Below are 18,793 nucleotides of genomic sequence, written 5' to 3'. Positions count from 1 at the left end.
GGTGGAAGCGAGATATGACGACCGGACCGAGCAACGGTGCACCCGGCGATCCGCCCGGCGGGCGGCACGCTGCCCGGGCGCAGTCCCTGGAGGAGGGGCGCAGCTCCCGCACCGTCGCGGCCCTGCTGGCCGAGATGACCGAAACGGCCCGCCCACCGGCACCCGCCGTCGCCGCAGCCGATCCGGCACCCGCCGCCGGACTGTCCCAGGCGGCGCCGAACGGGCTGTCGGGATCGTCGACCGGTGGGCCACCGAGCGGACCGCGGCAGGCTGCGGCGGGGAAACCTCCGAAGGAGGCCGCCGCGCCGGCTCCTGCTGTCGAGTGGGATGAGCCGCGGCTCGCCGCGACCATCACCGAGACTGCCAACGACCTGCTGGCCGAACCGATCGATGCCGATACCGACTTCTTCGACGGCGGCGCCACCTCCGTCGCCGCCGTGGAACTGGTCGCCACCATGATCCGCAGCCACGGTGTCGAACTGAGCCTGGACGACGTATTCGCCGACGCCCGCCCCCGCCGTCTCGCACAGCGCTGGCTGTACCGCCGGGGTATGGCTCCCACACCGGTGGTTGCGCACCCGCCGCACCCCGAATCGATCGTCCCGGGCGCCGGAACACCCGATCCCGGTGCAGTCGGCGGTCCGGGTGTCCGAGTCGATGCACAGGCGCCCAGGTCTGCCGAGCCCCCGCCCGGCCCGGCCGACCGGAATGCTGAGGTCGCCGGCGGCGCCGGATCGACGCCGGGCCCGGTGGGCAGCGAGGTGACCCACGCCGACCGGGTCTCGGCGAGTGGCTCGGAGACCGGTGCCAGGGACCCGTTTCTCGACGAGGAACTGGCGCAGATCACCGCCGATACCGCACTCGCGGACCGGTTGCCCTGGGTGGGACCGCCACCGATGCGGCCGCCGCAACGGGTCCTGCTGACCGGCGCCACCGGTTTTCTCGGTAGCCACCTGCTGCTGGATCTATTGCGCAGCAGCGATGTGCACGTCGTGTGTGTGGTGCGGGCCGACAGCGACGAGGCGGCGCTGACCCGGTTGGCCGATGCCGTCACCGGGTTCGGACTGCCGTGGTCGACGGAGGTGAGCCGGCGCGTCACCGTACTGGCCGGCGATGTCCGCCGGACCCGGCTCGGACTCACCGACCCGTGGTGGGAGCTGCTGGCCGGCGAGCTCGACGCCATCGTGAATGTGGCGGCGGCGGTGGATTTCCTGCGCGGCTACCATTCGCTGCGGGAGAGCAATGTGCTGGGACCGCTGCGGCTCGCCGAGCTCGCCATGACCGGCCGGATGAAACCGCTGCACCATATTTCGTCGGTCGCCGTGTTCAACGAGGTCGGTGCGCCGTCGATGGGGGAGGACGACCCGGTCGCGCACGTGGATCGGCTGGGCGCCGGCTACGACAAGTCCAAATGGGCCGCCGAGGCGGCATTGCGCCGGGCTCGGGAACACGGTCTGGTCGCCACCTTCCTGCGGCCGGCCGGCATCGGCGGGAACACCCACACCGGCGCACACAACCCGCAAGATCTGAGCAGCGCCTTCCTGGCCGCGTTCTCCCGCTTCCGTACCATGCCGGCCTTCCGATACCTCAATGTCGCCCCGGTGAACTGGGTGAGCCGGGTCGCGGCGGTCGTCGTCGGCGAGCCGGATGCGTGGGGCTACAACTACCACCTCACCGGTGTCCCCAGCACCCTGGCCGATGTGCGGCAGGAGATGTCGCTGGCCGGTATGGGGGTGGTGGTGCAGGACTGGGAGGACTGGCGCACCGACACCCTGCACCGGATCCGCCGCGACGGCATCGGGGAGCTGGAATTCCTGGCCCGGATGCTGGAGAGCCCCACCGCCCGGGAACTGTGCGAGGCGTCGATGACCGCCCCGGCCGCGACCATGGCCCGGACCAACGCCTTCGTCGCCGCCCACGGCCTGCCGCCCGCGACCCGCTACGACGCCCGCGCGCAGCAGAAGACGTTCGAGAAACTGGCCGGTCTCGGCGTGGCCCGGCTGCCGCAGCCCGAGGATCCGCCGTACCTGTGGTTCCCGGAAACGATGACCGGGCAGGTGGGTGCACCGGACGGGCCCGCCGACCAGCCGTGCACGCTGTCGCTGACCCTGTCCGTTGCCGGCATGTACCAGCTCGTCACCGACCGCACCGTGGACGTGGCCGGTGAAATATCCTGCCCGGCAGTACACCCCGAACCACTCACGGTCACCTCGGGCCGCATCCTGGTGCGTCCGCACGAAGGCGTACCGCACGGCGCCGGCCTGAAACACCCGCTGTTGCGCTATCACCTCGAACTCGCCGACGCCGACGGCGGCCGCTGGTGGCTGTCGGGACGGAAGACCGCGCGCGCCGGCCGGGATCTGTGGCGGCAGGCGCGGGCGCTGCGCATCGAGCTCGGCCGGGTGGACGAACCCGTCCGGTGGTCCGGTGAAGTGGTCGTCCCGTCGGACAGCTACGTGCGGGACCAGATCGACGGCATCCGGGTCGATCCGCGACTGCCCGAACGTGAACAACGCCGGGCCAAGGTGATCTGGCTGGCCTGGTTCGGATCCCAGGTGGGCCGCGGTCTGCTGCGCCCGCTGCTGCGCGCCGGTGCCGAACTGCTCGACCTCGGCCGCGATGCCGACACTCTGGAGTTGCCCTGATGCTTCCCCCCGCCCTGCCCGCCCGGCCGGTCCACCGCGAGGCCGCCGAGGAATACCCGCTGACCGCCACGGACGGCACCGAACTGGCATTGCGCCGGTACGCCGCCGGCTCGGACGACACCCGGCCTGCCGTGCTGCTGTTGCACGGCCACGCCGCGTCCTCGGATATGTTCCTGCTGCCCGAGACCCGCAGCCTCGCTCAGGTTCTCGACGACGCGGGATACGAGCCGTGGTTACTGGACTGGCGCGGCAGCTGCCGGCTTCCGTACAACCACAACGGCACCCGGTTCAGCTACGACGACGTCGCCGTGCACGACATACCGGCGGCGGTGGCCGCGATCCGGGCCCGGATCGGTGATCGGCCGCTGTTCGTCGTCGCGCACTGCATCGGGGCGTTGACCCTGGCGATGAGTATGACGGCGGGGCTGGTGCCCGGTCTGGCGGGCGTGGTGGCGCACGGGGTGTTCCTGACGCCGCGGATGAGCGGCCGGGTGCAGCGGCGGCTGACGGTCGGCACCGAGTTGCTGCGGTCCCGGATCGACCATGTGCCCACCGATTTCCGGCGCGTCGGGTTCCGCTCGAAGTACACGCCGCTGTTCGCGCTCGCCGGTCGGGGTAGCAGCTGCACCGATCCGACCTGCCGGCTGCTGCAGAGCGCCTGGGGTCTCGGTGCCCCGCTGTACGCCCACGACAACCTGCATCCGCGGACCCACGACCGGCTCGCCGAGCTCCTCGGCCCGGCGCCGCTGTGGATTCTGCCGCACCTGCGCCGGGTCGTGCTGGCGAACAGCCTGCTGCGCTGGAACGACCGGGACGACCGCTACCGGGCGCTGCCGGACAACGCCCTCGACCGGGCGGATCGGATCGACTGTCCGGTGCTGCTGCTGTCCGGCACCGACAACGCCTTCTGGCCCGGAGCCAACAAGCTGTGCCACGAGGTGCTGGCCGACCGCGCCCCGCAACTCGATGTCCGCTACCGGGAGATCCCCGGATACGGGCATATGGACGCCTTCATCGGCCGCGGTGCCGCCGTGGACGTGTTCGGGCACATCCTGGATTTCCTCGGCGAACAGCGCTGATCCGAACGGTGGCGCGGCTCCCGGAGTCGCGCCACCGCGGGGCGTCCCGAAGGGAGGTCTCACGAAAAGAACGAGCCCCGAACCGATTCGGTCCGGGGCTCAGTGTGCTGCTCCCCAAACTGGACTCGAACCAGTAACCTGCCGATTAACAGTCGGCTGCTCTGCCAATTGAGCTATTGGGGACTATCCTCAGGGGATTGTCTGCCGGGTGATCCGTATCGGTCCGGCCGAGAAGAAACTTTAGCCTATGCCCGGCCGGGTTCCCAAATCGGGCTGTGACCTGGGGTGATGCGGGTGGTGTGGATGTGGCCGGGGTGTCGTTGTGAGGTGCGGATCCGCGGCGGATGTGGGCGGATCGACATCTGTCGGTGCGGTCGGGCAGGATAGGCGGCGCACAGGCAATCAGGAGGAGATCGACGACATGCTGCGGGTGATCATCGGCGTTGCGGCCGGGTACGTGCTGGGTAGCAAGGCCGGTCGGGTGCGTTACGAACAGATCAGCGCGGCCACCCGCGCGGTGACCGAGAGCCCGGTGACCCGCAAGCTGGTCCTGGTGGGCCGGCAGCGGTTGTCGGACAAGCTGAGCACGCAGCCGAAGCTGGAGCCGATGCAGCCGGTGGACGAGCGCACCACCTTGATGGTGCCGCAGGATCAGATCGGCCGGAAGAACGGCCGGATCTGAGCCCGGTTCAACGGTCGGCGAAGTCGTCCGCGTTGCCCATGGCCTGCGCCTGCAGGCTCTTGCGGTACTGCTCGAGCGCCACCAGGTCGCCGAACAGCGCCATATAGGCGTCCGGTTCCTCGGTGGAGGAGATGCGCTGCAGCCGGGACTTGAGCGCGGCGAGCTGGCGGCCCACCCAGGCTTCCTGGGTGCGGGCCAGTACGCCGGTGACGAACCGAGGGATATCGGCTTCGGAACGCACCGGCAGCGGCTCGTTGGCGAGTTCGGAGACCAGTGCCGCCACCGTCAGGTCTTCGGCCTGTCCGGTGACGGCGCCGACCCATTCGGCGCCGTCGAGTCCGGCGGCGGTACCGCCGGCCGTGGCGATCATGGTGCGGACGGCGACGTAGGCGGGGTGGGAGAAGGCCTCGGCGTCGATGGCGTCGAACACCGCACCCGCGATACCCGGGTACTGCAGCGCCGCGCACAGCGCCTGCCGCTGCGGTAGCAGTGCCGGATCGTCGGGGGCCGGTCGGGCGGCTGCCTCGGCGCTGGTGCTCCGGTCGGCGGGCGCAGCATCGGTGGTGGTGGAGTGCGTCGCCCGGCCCCGTGTCCCGGGTCCGTCGGCGCGCCGGCCGGTGCGGTTCTTCCGCGCTTCTTCGCCGACCCGCCGCACCACCTGCTGGATATCGTCCCAGCCGACCCAGCCGGCCAGCTTGGTGGCATACCCCTTCCGGGTGGCGTTGTCCTTGATCTGCGCGACCACCGGGACGGCCTCGCGCAGCGCGTTCACCTGACCGGCGGTGCTCATATCCTTGGTCACCGGGTCGTCGTAGTACTTCTCGACGATGCCGCGGATCACGAACTCGTACAGCGCCGTCCGGCGGGCGACCAGGTCCCGCACGGCGGCGTCGCCGGCGGACTGGCGCAGTTCGCACGGGTCCTGCCCGTCCGGCGCGATCGCGATGTAGGTCTGCCCGGCCAGGCGCTGGTCACCGGAGAAGGCCTTGAGTGCCGCCGCCTGCCCGGCCGCGTCGCCGTCGAAGGTGTAGATGATCTCGCCGCGCCAGAAGTTGTCGTCCATCAGCAGCCGGCGCAGCACCTGGAGGTGTTCCTCGCCGAATGCGGTACCGCAGGAGGCGACCGCGGTTTTCACGCCCGCCAGATGCATGGCCATGACGTCGGTGTAGCCCTCGACGACCACGGCCTGATGGCCCTTGGCGATCTCGCGTTTGGCCAGATCGAGGCCGAACAGCACCTGGGATTTCTTGTACAGGATCGTTTCCGGCGTGTTGACGTACTTGCCGGGCATCCCGTCGTCGTCGAACAGTTTGCGGGCGCCGAAGCCGATCACCTCGCCGCCGAGATTGCGGATCGGCCACAGCAGCCGCCGGTGGAAGCGGTCGATCGGACCGTGCCGTCCCTGTTTGGCCAGCCCGGCGGCTTCGAGCTCCTTGAACTCGAAGCCTTTGCGCAGCAGGTGCTTGGTGAGGGTGTCCCAGCCGCCGGGTGCGTAGCCGCAGCCGAAGTGCTGGGCGGCGGCACCGTCGAAGCTGCGATCGGTGAGGAACTTACGAGCGGCTTCGGCGTCGGGTTCGCGGAGCCGGTTCATGTAGAACTCGTGGGCAGCGGCATTGGCGGCGACCAGCCGGGAACGGGTGCCGCGGTCCCGCTGGACCGAGGTGCCGCCGCCTTCGTAGTTGATCCGGTAGCCGACCCGGTCGGCCATCTGCTCGACGGCCTCGACGAAGCCGATGTGCTCGATCTGCTGCAGGAACTTGTAGACGTCGCCGCCCTCACCGCAGCCGAAACAGTGGAACAGCCCGTGGTTGGGCCGGACGTGGAAGGAGGGCGACTTCTCGTCGTGGAACGGGCACAGCCCCTTCATCGAGTCGGCGCCCGCGCGCTTCAGGGCAACGTATTCGCCGACCACGTCTTCGATCCGGACGCGTTCGCGGATCGCGGCGATATCACGATCTGGGATTCGTCCGGCCACGCCGACGAGTCTACTGGCGGGCGACCCGGGAGCGGCCACCCGGTCCTCGGGCCGGGTGATCGTCCCGGCGTATCCGGTGGCGGGGCCGCCGAGACCGTGAGTGCGTCGGCTGGGCGGCCCCGCCACCGGGTCCGGTCGTTGCTCAGACCTTGCCGCCGGCGCTCACCTCACCGGAGCGGTTCCGGTCGAAGTAGGCCTTGGTCTCCCGGTACACCAGCGGCGACAGGATCAGCAGGCCGATCAGGTTGGGCAGGGCCATCAGGCCGTTCATCACATCGGAGAACGTCCACACGGTGGTCAGTTCCTGGGTGGCGCCGATGTAGACCACGATGATGAACACGATCCGGTAGGGCAGCACCAGTTGCCGGCCGAACAGGTACTCGGTGCACCGGTCGCCGTAGTAGGACCAGCCCAGCAGGGTGGAGAAGGCGAAGAACATCACCGAGAGGGTGACGATGATGCTGCCCCAGGTGCCCGGCAGTCCTTCGCTGAAGGCGTCCGCGGTGAAGGTGGCGGCGAGATCGCCGTCCTGGGTCCACACCCCGGTGACGATGATGGTCAGCGCGGTGAAGGTGACCACGACCAGGGTGTCGATGAAGGTCTGGGTCATCGACACCAGTGCCTGCCGGACCGGGTGGGTGGTCTGCGCGGCGGCTGCCGCGATCCCGCCGGTGCCGAGGCCGGACTCGTTGGAGAAGATGCCGCGGGCGACACCGTAGCGGATCGCGGCCGCGATCCCGGCGCCGACGAAGCCGCCGGTGGCGGCGGTACCGGTGAAGGCGTCGGTGACGATCAGTTCCAGGGCGTCGGGCACCGCGTCGATGTGCACGCCGAGGACGACGGCCGCGCCGATGACGTAGAGCACGATCATGATCGGGACGAACAGGCTGGTGACCCGGCCGATGCTCTTGATTCCGCCGAGGATCACCGCGGCGGCGAGGCCGGTGATGATCAGGCCGGTCACCCAGGTGGGCACGCCCCACTGGTTCTCCACATTGGCCGCCACGGTGTTGGCCTGGGTCATATTGCCGATACCGAACGAGGCCAGTACCCCGGCGATCGCGAAGAATCCGCCGAGCACCATCCCCAGCGGGCCCTTGATGCCTTCGCGCAGGTAGTGCATCGGACCGCCGGCCTGTTCACCGGCCGAATCGGTGCGCCGGAACCGGACGCCGAGGAACGCTTCGCTGTACTTGGTGGCCATCCCGACCAGACCGGTGCACCACATCCAGAACACGGCGCCCGGCCCGCCCAGGGCGATCGCGGTCGCGACGCCGGCGATATTGCCGACACCGACGGTGGCGGCCAATGCGGTGGACAGTGCCTGGTAGTGGGTGATGTCGCCTTCGCCTTCGGGGTCCTTGCGTTCGACGAAGGCGAGCCGGAAGGCGAGGACCAGATGGCGAAGCTGGATGCCGCGCAGCAGGACCGAAAGGTACAGCCCGGTCAGTAGCAGCAGCGGGATCAGTAGCCAGGGTCCCCAGATGAAACTACTTGCATCGCTGAGGAAGTCGTTCACGTGCATCCACCGCCCGTCGTTCCTGGACCGCCGGGCGCGGGCCCCGGCGATCGGCGTGATGTGAGGACGGTACTGCACGGATTGCCGTCCTGCAGATCAACTGCCGCACCGTCGCCGTGTTGTTGTCCGGAACAGGTCGTGCCGTGGGTCACTGTTGATCGATGACGTGAGTCACGTTACTGTGCCCGATGAGATGGGAACGCTGTGGTTCCCGATTCGAAGGTTGGGGAGTTCATGAGACGTCGGAATCCGATCGCCGTGCTGGGCGCGGCGGTCGTATCCATCGTGCTGTCGGCCGGCTTCCTGGTCGCCGGCCCGGCGGGCCAGGCCGAGGCGGCGCGCACGCCGCTGGACGAGCAGTTCGTCGCCACCCATACCGGGCCGCAGCAGTATCCGAACGTCTTCATCGAATGGGATGTACCCATCACGATGAGCGACGGAACGGTACTGAAAGCCAACGTCTATCACCCCGCGGGGCCGGACGGACAGCCGATCACGGAACCCACGCCGACCATCGTCAACCTGACGCCCTACACCAAACTGGTGTCGAATATCGCCGACTCGGCGCTGGCGGTGCCGGGCCTGGCGGATCTGCTCATGCCGATCCTGCGCAACCTGGACTTCTCCGCCTTCGGGTTCAGCGCGCTCAGCGATATGCTGCGGGCGCTGCCCGGCGGCGCCGCGCGCACCTTCGGGGTGGACCGGAACCTGGTGCGGGCCGGTTACACCCAGGTCGTCGTCGACGTTCGCGGTACCGGTTTCTCGCAGGGCACCTGGCAGGTCTTCGGTGAGCGCGAACAACTCGACGGCGTCGAGGTCGTCGACTGGGCCGCCGCCCAGCCCTGGTCCAACGGCCGGATCGGGATGAGCGGCATCTCCTATTCGGGCATCAACCAGATCCAGACAGCGCAGCGGCAGCCCGAGGCGCTCAAGGCGATCTTCCCGGTCGTGCCCGGCGCCGATCTGATCCGAGATGTCGCCGCACCGGGCGGCGCGCTCGGCGTCGGGTTCATCCCGGCCTGGCTGCTCGCCGTCGACGGCGCCAAACTGATGCCCGACCTGGTGTCCATCCTGGAGGGCCGATTCGACTGGCAGTGGCTGGCCGACCGGGTGCGCGATCCGTTCACCTTCTTCAACGTGCTGATCGCGGCTTTGACGACCCCGACCATCGATCAGATCCCGCCGGAGATGGAGTCGATCCTCGACGACGGCAGCGACCTGCGCACCGCCTGGGTTTCGCAGCCGGAGAACGTCCGGGTGCCCACCTTCCTCTACGGCGGCTGGCACGACATCTTCACCTACTCCACCCCGCGCATCTACAACGCCGTCGACGTTCCCGCCGAGCAGAAGAAGCTCGTGATGGGGGACAACTTCCACGTGAGCGTCACCGCCGGAATGGGTGAGCCCGGCGCCCCCGCGACGGTCGACGCCCTGCAGCGGGCCTGGTTCGACAAGTGGCTCAAGGGCATCGACAACGGCATCGACCGCTACGACCCGGTCACCCTGTGGCAGCTGGGCAGCGAGCAGTGGACCTCCGATGTGGCCTTCCCGCGACCCGGTATGACGCATCGACGGCTGTACCTGGACCCGGCCCCGTCGGGGACCGCGCCGGGTGCCCGCTACGACGGCAGCCTGATCGGCGCACCCGGTGGGGCGGCGCGGGTGTCGGTGGATCCGAGCCTGCTGACCATCTGTTCCCGGGACACCACGCACGGTTCGGCGGGCCTGATCCCGGTGCCGGATGTGTGCAACAAGGACGCCCGGATCAGTGAAGGAGCCGCGCTGACCTTCACCACCGCACCGGTGGACGAGCCGACTCGGATCTCCGGGCCGATCGGGGTCCACCTGAACACGGTGCTCGATGCCACCGACGGCTACTGGACCGTCACGATCAACGACGTGGCCCCGGATGGACGGTCCACCGTGTGGTCCACCGGACAGCTGACCGCCTCGCTGCGGGCGATCGACGACAGTAAGTCCGGCTTCTCGCCGAACGGGGACTACACCGACCCCTATCCGATTCTGAGCCTCGGCACCCGGCAGCCGGTGGTGCCGGGGGAACCGACCATCGTCGATCTGAACGTCCGGGCCACCGACGGGGTGCTGCTCCCGGGGCACCGGTTGCGGGTGGACGTGTTCGCCGGGAACTTCCCGAGCAGCATCATGCTGCGACCGCTGCTGAACGAGAGTCAGTTGCGGACCCAGCACCTGGAGCTGGACCCGAACCGACCGAGCTGGATCAACGTGCCGCTGGACCGGAATCCGGGCTGGTGAGCCGGGCGCCGGCGCGGTCGAGGATCGCCGTGACCACCAGGTGGGCGGACTCGACCACGTCGGCGATCGGACGGCGGCAGCCGTCCAGCACCCACTGCTGGGCGATCAGCAGCACCGCGCCCACCAGCCCGGTGATCGCGGTGCGCAGATGTGCCGGCGGGGCCTCCGGGTCGATGAGTTCCGGGGTGATGAGCGCCTGGCACACGTCGACGAAGGACTTCATGGTGCCGCGGTACATTTCGTCGACGGCCGGGCTCACGCCGAGGATCTCGAAGAAGATGATCCGCGCCAGCCGTGGATCGTCGACGATCACCCGGAAGTATGCGCTGAGTGCGCCGCGCACCCGGGTGTCCAGGTCGGCGGCGAGATCGCCGGCCCCGGTCGCGATGCCCTCCAGCAACCGGCCGGCCGCGACCTCGTAGGTGGCGACCAGCAGGGCCTCGCTGTCGTCGAAGGATTCGTAGAAGTACCGCTTGCCCACGCCGGCCCGGGCACACAGGGCGTTGATGGTGGTGGACCGGTAGCCCTCGGTGCCGAACGCGTCCATCGCCGCCTCGATGAGCCGGGCGCGGCGTTCCTGCTGCCGCTGCCGCGGGCCGGCGCCCCGGTACTTGCGCGTGCTGCTGTCGAGGGCCGGGTTGTTCACGCCACCATGATCGCACCAGGCCGACCCGCGCCCGGGAGACGGTTGCGGCAATCGCGGAAGTATCTGATACTCGAAGTCCTACACAGATGTATGATTCAGGTGGTCGCGGGATGCCGGGTGCGGCAGGTGCTCGATCCGGCGGGCCGCGTGAAATCGAGGAGTATCGATGAAGCTACTTCGACGGGACCGGCGCGTCGTGGCGGTCGACCCTGGTGAGGTCGCCCTGCATGCGCGCAATGTCCGGTTCGACTGGTCCGAGGTGGACATCCACTGGATGCCCGCCGAGCCGATCGCGTCGCACCTGATCAGCGCGCTCAACATGCTGCTGCCCGAGGGCGAGCGGATGTTCTGCGCGACCTACGGTGAGGCCCTGCCCTACGTCAAGGACGACAAGCTGCGGGAGGCCATGCTCGGCTTCATCGGGCAGGAATCCATGCACGCCGAGACGCACGAGAAGGTGCTGCACGAAGTCTTCGCCGCCGACGGCATCGACAGCGGACCCTACGTCCGGCAGATGGAGTATCTGTTCCGCAAGACCCTGGGCGCCCGGGGCGGGAACGACCGGGCCGCCCGGCAGGTGCTGGTGGAGCGGCTGGCATTCATCGCCTGCCTGGAGCACTTCTTCGCCTGGCTGGGCGACTGGGTGCTCAATGCCGACCTGGAGAAGTTCGGTGCCGATCCGCGGATGGCCGATCTGTTCCGCTGGCACGGCGCCGAGGAGGTCGAACATCGCCATGTCGCGCACGATGTCGCGGTCTACTTCGGTGCGGGCTACCTGCGCCGGGCCTCGGCCATGGTGCTGGTGTTCCCGATCTTCATCTCGCTGGTGGTGCGCGGGACGAAATTCCTGGTCCATCAGGACCCCACGCTGCCGGACCTGGGCTATCCGCGCCTGATCACCAGGGTGTTCGGGGCCATGTGGCGCGGCGCGCTGCCCGGCGTGCCGTCGCTGCTGCGCAGTGCCCTGTCCACCTTCGAGCCCGGGTACGACCCGGAGAAGGTCGGTTCCACGGCGCAGGCCATCGCATATCTGGCCGAATCCCCGGCGGCCCGGGCGGCGGCCTCGTGACCGTGCGCGACGTTCCGGAGAGCATCCCGGCCGACCTGTACGGACTGCACGACCGAGACCGCACCACCCGGATGCTGGACGCGATCGCGGCCGCCCGGCTGCGCTGGAGCGTGCTGGTCAACCGCCGTGACCTGCGCCCCCGGGTCGACGATCACCGGTTCCGGGTGGTCGTGCGGGAACGGCGGGTCGAGGCGCGTGACCAGGACGTCGTCAGCCTGCTGCTGACCGCCCCGGACGGGAGCGAACTGCCCCGCTGGCGGCCCGGCGCCCACCTCGATGTGGAACTGCCGTCCGGGCGGCTGCGTCAGTACTCGCTGTGCGGCGACCCGGCCGACACCCGGGCCTACCGGATCGCCGTCCGGCGGATTCCCGACGGCGGGGGCGGGTCGAAGGAGGTGCACGACGAACTGCCGCCGGGTACACAACTGACGCTGCGCGGGCCGCGCAATGCCTTCCCGTTCGCCGTCCCCGGGCACGGATCGCCCGCCCGGCGCCTGCATTTCGTCGCCGGTGGAATCGGGATCACGCCGATCCTGCCGATGCTGCGCCTGGTCGACCGGCTCGGCATCGACTGGACGATGATCTACACCGGCCGGCACCGGGACGCCCTGCCGTTCCTGGACGAACTGGCCGGCTTCGGCGACCGGGTGCAGGTGCGCACCGACGACGAGCACGGCCTGCCGACCGCTGCCGACCTGTTGCCCGGAGTCGCCTCCGGCACCGCCGTGTACTGCTGCGGTCCGGTGCCGATGACGGCCGCCGTGGCCGCCGCCCTGCGGGAAGAACCAGGAGTGGAACTGCATTCCGAGCGGTTCTCGCCGCCGCCGATCGTCGACGGCGCCGGGTTCGAGATCGAACTCGCGAGCACCGGCGAGGTCATCGAGGTGCCTGCCGATCGGTCGGCCCTCGACGCCGTCCTCGGCGCCCGCCCCGATCAGGCCTACTCATGCCGGCAGGGCTTCTGCCGCACCTGCACGGTGCGGGTCCTCGACGGCGCACCCGAACACCGGGAAAACGTTCTCACCGACGCCGAACACGACGCCGGTGCCATGCTCATCTGTGTATCGCGGTGCCGAGGCGAACGCCTCGTGCTTGACCTGTGATGCCCTTCTCGAACCAGGAGACGATCCATGACGACCGACGAACACCTGGACGCGACCGAACGGACCGTCCGCAGCGGTGAATTCGAGATCGCGGTCTACGAATACGGTGACCCGACCGCCGAAACCGTGGTGCTGGTGCACGGCTGGCCCGATACCCACCACCTGTGGGACCGGGTGATCCCGCTGCTCACCGAGCGCTTCCACGTCGTCGCCTACGACACCCGCGGCCACGGCGCCTCCACCCGCACCCGGCGCACCACCGACTTCCGCCTCGACGAGCTGTCCCGCGACTTCTATGCCGTACTGGATGCCGTCAGCCCCGAGCGGCCCGTCCACGTGCTCGCCCACGACTGGGGATCGGTGCAGGTGTGGGAGGCCGTATGCGAACCGCAGGCCGCCGCCCGAGTGGCCTCGTTCACCTCCGTCTCCGGCCCGAACCTGGACCACCTGGCCGCCTGGGTGCGCAATCGGCTGTCCCGGCCGTCGCCACGCAATGTGTGGCAGCCGGTCACCCAGTTGCTCTCCTCGGCCTACACCTTCTTCTTCATGACCCCGGGGCTGCCGCGTGCCACCTTCGGTGTGATCGGCACCGAACGGCTCTGGCAGCGGGTCGTCGCGCTGATGAACGACACCTCGGCGGCGAACGTGAAGCTGGGTCCCACGTTCCGGCAGGACATGGTGGACGGGCTGCTCATCTACCGGGCCAATATCGTGCAGCGGCTGCTGTCGCCGCGGGAACGGCGCACCGAGGTCCCGGTGCAGCTCATCGTCGCCGGCCGGGACGTCGCGGTCCGGCCGGCCGGCTACGACGACGAGGACAAATGGGTGTCGCGGCTGTGGCGCCGCAATGTGCCGGCGGGACACTGGATGCCGTTCTCCCACCCCGAGCTGCTGGCCACCGCCACCACCGAACTGGCCGACGCCGTCGGCGGCGGCGAACCGGCCCGCGCGCTGCGGCGTGCCGAAGTCGGTCCCGAGCGTAGGGAATTCGACGACCGCCTGGTCGTGATCACCGGCGCGGGCAGCGGCATCGGCCGCGAGACCGCACTCGCCTTCGCCCGGCTCGGTGCCGAGATCGTGGTCTCCGATATCGACGAAGCGGCGGTCAAGCAGACCGCCGAGCTGGTCGCCGCCGAAGGCGGGCGCGCCCATGCGTACCGGCTCGACGTGGCGAACGAGGCCGAGGTGAGCGGGCATGCCGAAGAGGTGATCGGCACCCACGGCGTACCCGACATTCTCGTCAACAACGCGGGAGTCGGTCAGGCCGGCGGATTCTTCGATACCCCGTCCGATGAGTTCGAACGTGTGCTGCGGATCAACCTCGGTGGCGTATTGAACGGCTGCCGGGCCTTCGGCGCTGCCATGGCCGAGCGGGGTCTCGGCGGCACCATCGTGAATCTGTCAAGCATGGCGGCCTACAGTCCGCAGCAGAACTTCAGTGCCTACGCCACCAGCAAGTCGGCGGTGTTCATGTTCTCCGACTGCCTGCGCGCCGAGCTCGCCGATTCCGGAATCGCCGTCTCCACCGTGTGTCCCGGCATCGTGCACACCAATATCGTGTCCACCACCCGCTTCTCGGGCCTGTCCGCCGAGGACGAGCGGGAACGGCAGCAGCACTTCGACAAGCTGTACCGGGCGCGGCGCTACGGCCCGGAGAAGGTGGCCGACCGGATCGTCGACGCCGTCCGGACCGGTCGCGAAATCGTCCCGGTCACACCGGAATCCTGGTTGCAGTACCGCGTGAACCGGTGGGTTCCCGGCGCCGTCCGGTTCGTCGCCGCCCGTACCCGGCTTGTGTGAACGACCCGTTGTGAAAGACTTGCCGGAGGTTACTGCAGAACTAACCTTTCATACCGGATGACGTTGGCCGGCAAAAGGATTGCTCGGCAACTGTGATCGACACGGTATCTATCACAAGAGCTGCGTTCCGCGGTTGAGAGCGCTACGGTGCCTGCGTGCAAATGTTGATCGTGCTCGCGGTGACAGTCGGTGTTCTTCTCCTCGTGGCCGGAGTGGTCCAGCTGGCGAGCAGTCCGGGAAAGAAGGTTGCGCGCACCAAGCAACACCCGGAACGTCAGCACGTCCACCCCGGCCCCTGACCCGTTTCGCCCGCGCGCCCGGATGTCAGGTATCATCCGGGCGCGCGGTGGTAACCCGCACACGGGGCGGTAGCTCAGTCGGTTAGAGCCGTGGACTCATAATCCATTGGTCGCGGGTTCGAGCCCCGCCCGCCCCACTTATCGCCTCTGAACTGGGGTGATGCTCGGTAGTTCGTAGGTTTCGGTACACGGCCGCGCACCATCAGCGATGTATTGTCCGCCGGTGCAGGCCCGCATCACCCGGCCCCGACGGCGGTGATGCGGTAGGTGCCGTCGGGGAGTTCGGTGGTGGTGATGCTGCGGCGCAGCAGGCTTTCGTCCGGATCGTCGGGGCGTTGGACGCGGATGGTGACGTTCCAGGTGCCGGGGCCGTCGCCGCGGGTGATGGTGGTGCAGTAGCGGGTGCCGGTCGGGAGGGCGTCGATGCCTGGCTGGATCGCCTCGGCGGAGCCGACCCGGGCGTCGGGGGTGGTCAATTCCCGCATGGCGGTGGCGTTCCGGTCCACGTAGTAACGGTATTGGAAGGCCAGGATGACGTCCTGGGGGGCAGTGGTGCCGCCGGCGTCGGCGCCGATCCGGACCAAGGCGGTCTTCGTGGGTATGCAGTCGGCCAGGGCCAGGGGAGCGGGGGCCACCGGGGCGGAGGTCGGTGCTTCGCCGTCGGAAGATGCTGCGGCGGGGGCGGCTTCGGGCTCGGGGTCCTCGCCACCGGCCAGGGCGACGTTGACGATCACGATCAGCACCAGGCCGAAGACGGCGGCCACGGCACCGAGGATCAGCATCCCGGCACGGCTTCCGGTGCGGCGGCGCTCGGCAGGGTAGTAGTCGGTGTCGTCGAGCAGGTCGATCGACTCCAACGGCCGATAGGGGTCGTCGTGTTCGGCCGGGTGGTCCGGAACGGGTTGCTGATCCGGAGCCTCGGCATCGCCGGGTTCCACCCAGGAGTTCCAGGAACCGGAGAACTGCTGCGGCGGTTCCGGATCGGCGGGTTTCGGTGGTGGCTGCGGCCGCTGATCGTTCGGCGACCGGTCCAGGGGGACGGCCCGGGGACTGACCGCATCCCGCCAGCCGGCCGGTCCCGGTTTAGGGCGACGCAGCGGGCGCCCCGACCCCGGTGCGCCGGGGCGGTCGGTGCGTCGGGGCGTGGCGGCCGGGATGTAGGTGGTCGGGGCGTCCGCCAGTCCGTCGAACGGGCCGGGGCGCTGCCCGGCCCGGGGCAGGTCGGAATCGGTCACCGATCGCCCTCCTCGTCCGGAATCACCCCCGGCTGGGCCAGCTCGGGCGTCGGTTCCCCGGGAGCGGGTTCCGGTGCCGGCGGCCGCGGACGTTCGGTCTCCGGTGCCGGTCGGATCGGTGGCGGCACCACACCGCCCGCCGGACCCGGGTCCGGTTCGGTGTCAGGGGCCGGTTCCGGTGCCGGGGCGGGCTCAGGAGCCGCGGGCTCCGCGGGCGGAGCGGGTGCCGGGCCGCCGAACATCCCGGCCCCACGTTCCGGTTCGTCCGGCGAGTCGTCACTGCGCGGCGCACCACCGTTGGGCGCAGGCGCCGCCGGTGCGCCACCGAGCCCGCCGAACAGTCCGGCGCGTTCCCCACCGGGGGCGGTGGGCGGTGTCCCGGCCGGCCGGGACTGGTCGCCGCCGAGCGCGTTTCCGATGGTGGGTTCGGCCGATGCGGCCATCGTGTCGATGCCGTGCCGGGCGACATCCACTCCGGCGTCGATGCCGTGCGTCACCACATCGACGACGCCGGAGATCAGCTTGCCGCCGACCTCGACGCCGGCCGACAGGGCGCTGTTGGCCAACTGCACACCGGCATTGATCGCGTACTGCTGCACCAGCACCTGGGCGCGCAGCTGCGGGTCCTCGGGCAGGTCCTGCGCGGGTGCGGCGAACGAGGAATACAGACCCGGTCCACCGATACCGCCCTGCGGGTCGTAGGAGAAGCCGGGCGGGACGGTCACCCCGGTGTTCCAGCTGCCGCCGAGCCCGCTGGTGAGCGCCTCGGCGCGGGCCGTGTGATCGTCCATCTCGGTAGCGGCGGCCTGTGCCACGGTGACCGCTTCCCGGATCGCCGCTGTCCCCAGATCGAGAATCGCATTCACCTGGGCGGGGGTGGTGGTGCCGCGGGCCATTGCGGTGGCCTGGGCACGGAATCGGGCGATGATCCCATCGATCTGGGCCGCGCGGGTGGCCTGGGTGGCGTGCGCGTCGGTGAGCAGGGTCGACAGCTGGGCGCCCCGGTCGGCGGCGTCGGCGACTTCGCGGGCCGTGGTGCGCAGTGCGGGCACCGCCGCCGGTGTGGTGTCGGTCGACTCCAGTGCGTGGACGCCGTGCCGCTGGGGAGGTTCGGCGTCGGCGGTGAGTTCCGTGCCTCGGCCCAGGGTGGCCAGCAGCTCGGGGTCGGCGGTGCCGGTTCCGGTGCCCAGCCAGGACCGGATCTCCTGCAGCTGGCCGGTGACGACCTCGATCGTCGGTAGTACCGACGCTTCCATCGTCGGCCCGTAGTACGACTCCGGCGCCCGGTTCATCTTCACGGCCATCAGACGATCTCCTCGGTGCGCTCGATCCGGCGCGCCGTCTCGGTATCGATGGCGACCATGGTGTCGCCGTGCGTGTGCAGGGTGGTCCCCATCGCGTCGATCAGGCGAGCTGCAGTGTCCAGGGTGACCGTGTGGTCGGCGGCCGCCTGCGTCCAGGCCGCGGCGAAGCGGCGGCCGAGGATGCCGAGGCCGGAGAGGTCGGCGGTCGCGGTGGCGGTGGCCGTCGCCGCGGCGGCGTCACCGAGCCGAGTGGCGGCCCGTACGGCGGTGGCGGTATGGGTGTCGATCGCGTCCGGGTCGAGCCGCATCTGTCCCGGAGCTGTGGTCTCGGTCATCGGGTCGCTCCCCCTGGCGTGTGAGGTGGCGGCGTGGAGCCGACGTTGCATCATCAGAACAATCGCACATCGATGGCCTCCGCGCATCAGGTTGCATTATCCAGCGGATGTGATCCGGGGTACAGGACTTCCGTGCGAGCGCAGTCGCCACGGCTACCTGCGGAAATTCGGTTGACCCGGGCAGTCGGCACCCCGTAGCGTCGCCGACTGTTTGCCGAACGGCGAACGGAGAGGAGAAATCCATGCAGTCGGTCACGGAAGCGGAGATCCGCTCGGCGTTCGTGAACTGTTCCAAAGGAGAGGCGAAGCGGCTGTCGGTGCCGCGGGATCTCGCCGAACGGCCCTGGGACGAACTGGACTTCCTCGGCTGGCACGATGCGTCCTACGCCGGACGGTGCTATCTGGTGGCGCCGCAGGCAGACCGGCTGGTCGGGGTGGCGATGCGATTCCAGACCGGTGGGTCGGGAAAGGCGCAGATGTGCGCGTTCTGCCTGACCACCCACACCGGTGGCGGGGTGGCGCTGATGACGGCCAAGAAGACCGGCGAGGCCGGGCGGCGCGGTAACACGGTCGGCAGCTATCTCTGCACCGATCTGGCTTGCTCGCTGTATGCCCGGAACAAGTTGCGGCCGGCCGCGGGCAGTCGCTACCGCGAGGATCTGACCGTCGAGGAGAAGGCGGCCCGGGTGCAGGCGAACCTGACGGCGTTCATCGAGCGCCTGTACGCCTGATCCATCCCGGTAACCACCGATGACCGCAGCTGTTCGAACGGAGGCAGGCGCCATGCGCCGACACTCGATATCCGGACCCGGCCGGGCGCCGGGGCGA

Annotated in this window: 14 protein-coding genes and 2 tRNA genes; 9 read left to right on the top strand and 7 right to left on the bottom strand. The window is 69.6% G+C overall.

All coding sequences use genetic code 11. The annotated features are described in order from the left end of the window. Positions 1 to 14: 14 nt before the first annotated feature. Positions 15 to 2,645 (top strand): thioester reductase domain-containing protein, encoded by a 2,631-nt coding sequence (locus tag AC1HFH_RS19750; protein ID WP_480244271.1) that lies wholly within the window; start codon positions 15 to 17, stop codon positions 2,643 to 2,645. Next, complete coding sequence (locus tag AC1HFH_RS19745; protein ID WP_480244270.1) at positions 2,645 to 3,724, top strand: alpha/beta hydrolase; 1,080 nt, start codon at positions 2,645 to 2,647, stop codon at positions 3,722 to 3,724. Before AC1HFH_RS19750 ends, AC1HFH_RS19745 begins: the two co-directional genes overlap by 1 nt. A 110-nt stretch (positions 3,725 to 3,834) precedes the next feature. Here AC1HFH_RS19745 and AC1HFH_RS19740 read toward each other — a convergent pair. Further along, positions 3,835 to 3,907 (bottom strand) — tRNA-Asn (locus AC1HFH_RS19740). A 238-nt stretch (positions 3,908 to 4,145) separates the two neighbouring features. Here AC1HFH_RS19740 and AC1HFH_RS19735 point away from each other — a divergent pair. Then, positions 4,146 to 4,406 (top strand): hypothetical protein, encoded by a 261-nt coding sequence (locus AC1HFH_RS19735; protein ID WP_480244269.1) that lies wholly within the window; start codon positions 4,146 to 4,148, stop codon positions 4,404 to 4,406. 7 nt (positions 4,407 to 4,413) lie between these two features. Here AC1HFH_RS19735 and dnaG read toward each other — a convergent pair whose 3' ends face one another. Then, positions 4,414 to 6,381 carry a DNA primase gene (gene dnaG, locus AC1HFH_RS19730; protein WP_480244268.1) on the bottom strand — a complete coding sequence of 656 codons (1,968 nt, stop codon included), beginning with the start codon at positions 6,379 to 6,381 and terminating at the stop codon, positions 4,414 to 4,416. 142 nt (positions 6,382 to 6,523) lie between these two features. Then, entirely contained in the window at positions 6,524 to 7,906 is a 1,383-nt protein-coding gene (locus tag AC1HFH_RS19725) for an alanine/glycine:cation symporter family protein (protein ID WP_480244267.1), read from the bottom strand. Positions 7,907 to 8,134: 228 nt separating this feature from the next. Between AC1HFH_RS19725 and AC1HFH_RS19720 the strand changes: the two genes are divergently transcribed. Next, entirely contained in the window at positions 8,135 to 10,174 is a 2,040-nt protein-coding gene (locus AC1HFH_RS19720) for a CocE/NonD family hydrolase (RefSeq protein WP_480244266.1), read from the top strand. Here AC1HFH_RS19720 and AC1HFH_RS19715 read toward each other — a convergent pair. Further along, entirely contained in the window at positions 10,140 to 10,820 is a 681-nt protein-coding gene (locus AC1HFH_RS19715) for a TetR/AcrR family transcriptional regulator (RefSeq protein ID WP_480244265.1), read from the bottom strand. The genes AC1HFH_RS19720 and AC1HFH_RS19715 overlap by 35 nt on opposite strands. 166 nt (positions 10,821 to 10,986) lie before the next feature. Between AC1HFH_RS19715 and AC1HFH_RS19710 the strand changes: the two genes are divergently transcribed. From AC1HFH_RS19710 to AC1HFH_RS19695, 4 genes are all read left to right on the top strand, one after another. Beyond that, positions 10,987 to 11,889 (top strand): metal-dependent hydrolase, encoded by a 903-nt coding sequence (locus tag AC1HFH_RS19710; protein ID WP_480244264.1) that lies wholly within the window; start codon positions 10,987 to 10,989, stop codon positions 11,887 to 11,889. Between the two features lie 71 nt (positions 11,890 to 11,960). Continuing rightward, complete coding sequence (locus tag AC1HFH_RS19705) at positions 11,961 to 12,992, top strand: PDR/VanB family oxidoreductase (RefSeq protein WP_480247911.1); 1,032 nt, start codon at positions 11,961 to 11,963, stop codon at positions 12,990 to 12,992. A 27-nt stretch (positions 12,993 to 13,019) separates the two neighbouring features. After that, a complete protein-coding gene (locus tag AC1HFH_RS19700) occupies positions 13,020 to 14,792 on the top strand; it encodes an SDR family oxidoreductase (protein WP_480244263.1) in 1,773 nt (590 codons plus the stop codon). 362 nt (positions 14,793 to 15,154) lie between these two features. Further along, positions 15,155 to 15,228 (top strand) — tRNA-Ile (locus AC1HFH_RS19695). A gap of 99 nt (positions 15,229 to 15,327) precedes the next feature. Here AC1HFH_RS19695 and AC1HFH_RS19690 read toward each other — a convergent pair. Genes AC1HFH_RS19690 through AC1HFH_RS19680 form a run of 3 tightly spaced genes read right to left on the bottom strand, consistent with a single transcriptional unit; the run spans position 15,328 to position 17,965 of the window. Further along, the gene (locus tag AC1HFH_RS19690; RefSeq protein WP_480244262.1) at positions 15,328 to 16,326 is read right to left on the bottom strand and encodes a DUF8176 domain-containing protein; all 999 of its coding nucleotides are present in this window, start codon (positions 16,324 to 16,326) and stop codon (positions 15,328 to 15,330) included. Next, positions 16,323 to 17,630, bottom strand: a complete 1,308-nt coding sequence (locus AC1HFH_RS19685; protein WP_480244261.1) for a hypothetical protein — start codon at positions 17,628 to 17,630, stop codon at positions 16,323 to 16,325. The genes AC1HFH_RS19690 and AC1HFH_RS19685 overlap by 4 nt, the downstream gene beginning before the upstream one ends. Then, positions 17,630 to 17,965, bottom strand: coding sequence for a hypothetical protein (locus tag AC1HFH_RS19680; RefSeq protein WP_480244260.1), 336 nt, complete (start codon positions 17,963 to 17,965; stop codon positions 17,630 to 17,632). The genes AC1HFH_RS19685 and AC1HFH_RS19680 overlap by 1 nt, the downstream gene beginning before the upstream one ends. Before the next feature lie 242 nt (positions 17,966 to 18,207). Between AC1HFH_RS19680 and AC1HFH_RS19675 the strand changes: the two genes are divergently transcribed. Next, a complete protein-coding gene (locus AC1HFH_RS19675) occupies positions 18,208 to 18,696 on the top strand; it encodes an FBP domain-containing protein (protein WP_480244259.1) in 489 nt (162 codons plus the stop codon). Positions 18,697 to 18,793: the final 97 nt, after the last annotated feature.

This window comes from Nocardia sp. KT25-26, assembly GCF_056627695.1.
Note: the sequence above shows the minus strand (reverse complement) of the source record. Positions and strands in the feature narration are given on the sequence as shown.

Excerpts from the sequence above, each read along its gene's own strand:
- AC1HFH_RS19750 (WP_480244271.1), top strand. The coding sequence starts at position 15 with ATGACGACCGGACCGAGCAACGGTGCACCCGGCGATCCGCCCGGCGGG.
- AC1HFH_RS19745 (WP_480244270.1), top strand. The coding sequence starts at position 2,645 with ATGCTTCCCCCCGCCCTGCCCGCCCGGCCGGTCCACCGCGAGGCCGCC.
- AC1HFH_RS19735 (WP_480244269.1), top strand. The coding sequence starts at position 4,146 with ATGCTGCGGGTGATCATCGGCGTTGCGGCCGGGTACGTGCTGGGTAGC.
- AC1HFH_RS19725 (WP_480244267.1), bottom strand. The coding sequence starts at position 7,906 with ATGCACGTGAACGACTTCCTCAGCGATGCAAGTAGTTTCATCTGGGGA.
- AC1HFH_RS19720 (WP_480244266.1), top strand. The coding sequence starts at position 8,135 with ATGAGACGTCGGAATCCGATCGCCGTGCTGGGCGCGGCGGTCGTATCC.
- AC1HFH_RS19710 (WP_480244264.1), top strand. The coding sequence starts at position 10,987 with ATGAAGCTACTTCGACGGGACCGGCGCGTCGTGGCGGTCGACCCTGGT.
- AC1HFH_RS19705 (WP_480247911.1), top strand. The coding sequence starts at position 11,961 with ATGCTGGACGCGATCGCGGCCGCCCGGCTGCGCTGGAGCGTGCTGGTC.
- AC1HFH_RS19700 (WP_480244263.1), top strand. The coding sequence starts at position 13,020 with ATGACGACCGACGAACACCTGGACGCGACCGAACGGACCGTCCGCAGC.
- AC1HFH_RS19685 (WP_480244261.1), bottom strand. The coding sequence starts at position 17,630 with ATGGCCGTGAAGATGAACCGGGCGCCGGAGTCGTACTACGGGCCGACG.
- AC1HFH_RS19680 (WP_480244260.1), bottom strand. The coding sequence starts at position 17,965 with ATGACCGAGACCACAGCTCCGGGACAGATGCGGCTCGACCCGGACGCG.
- AC1HFH_RS19675 (WP_480244259.1), top strand. The coding sequence starts at position 18,208 with ATGCAGTCGGTCACGGAAGCGGAGATCCGCTCGGCGTTCGTGAACTGT.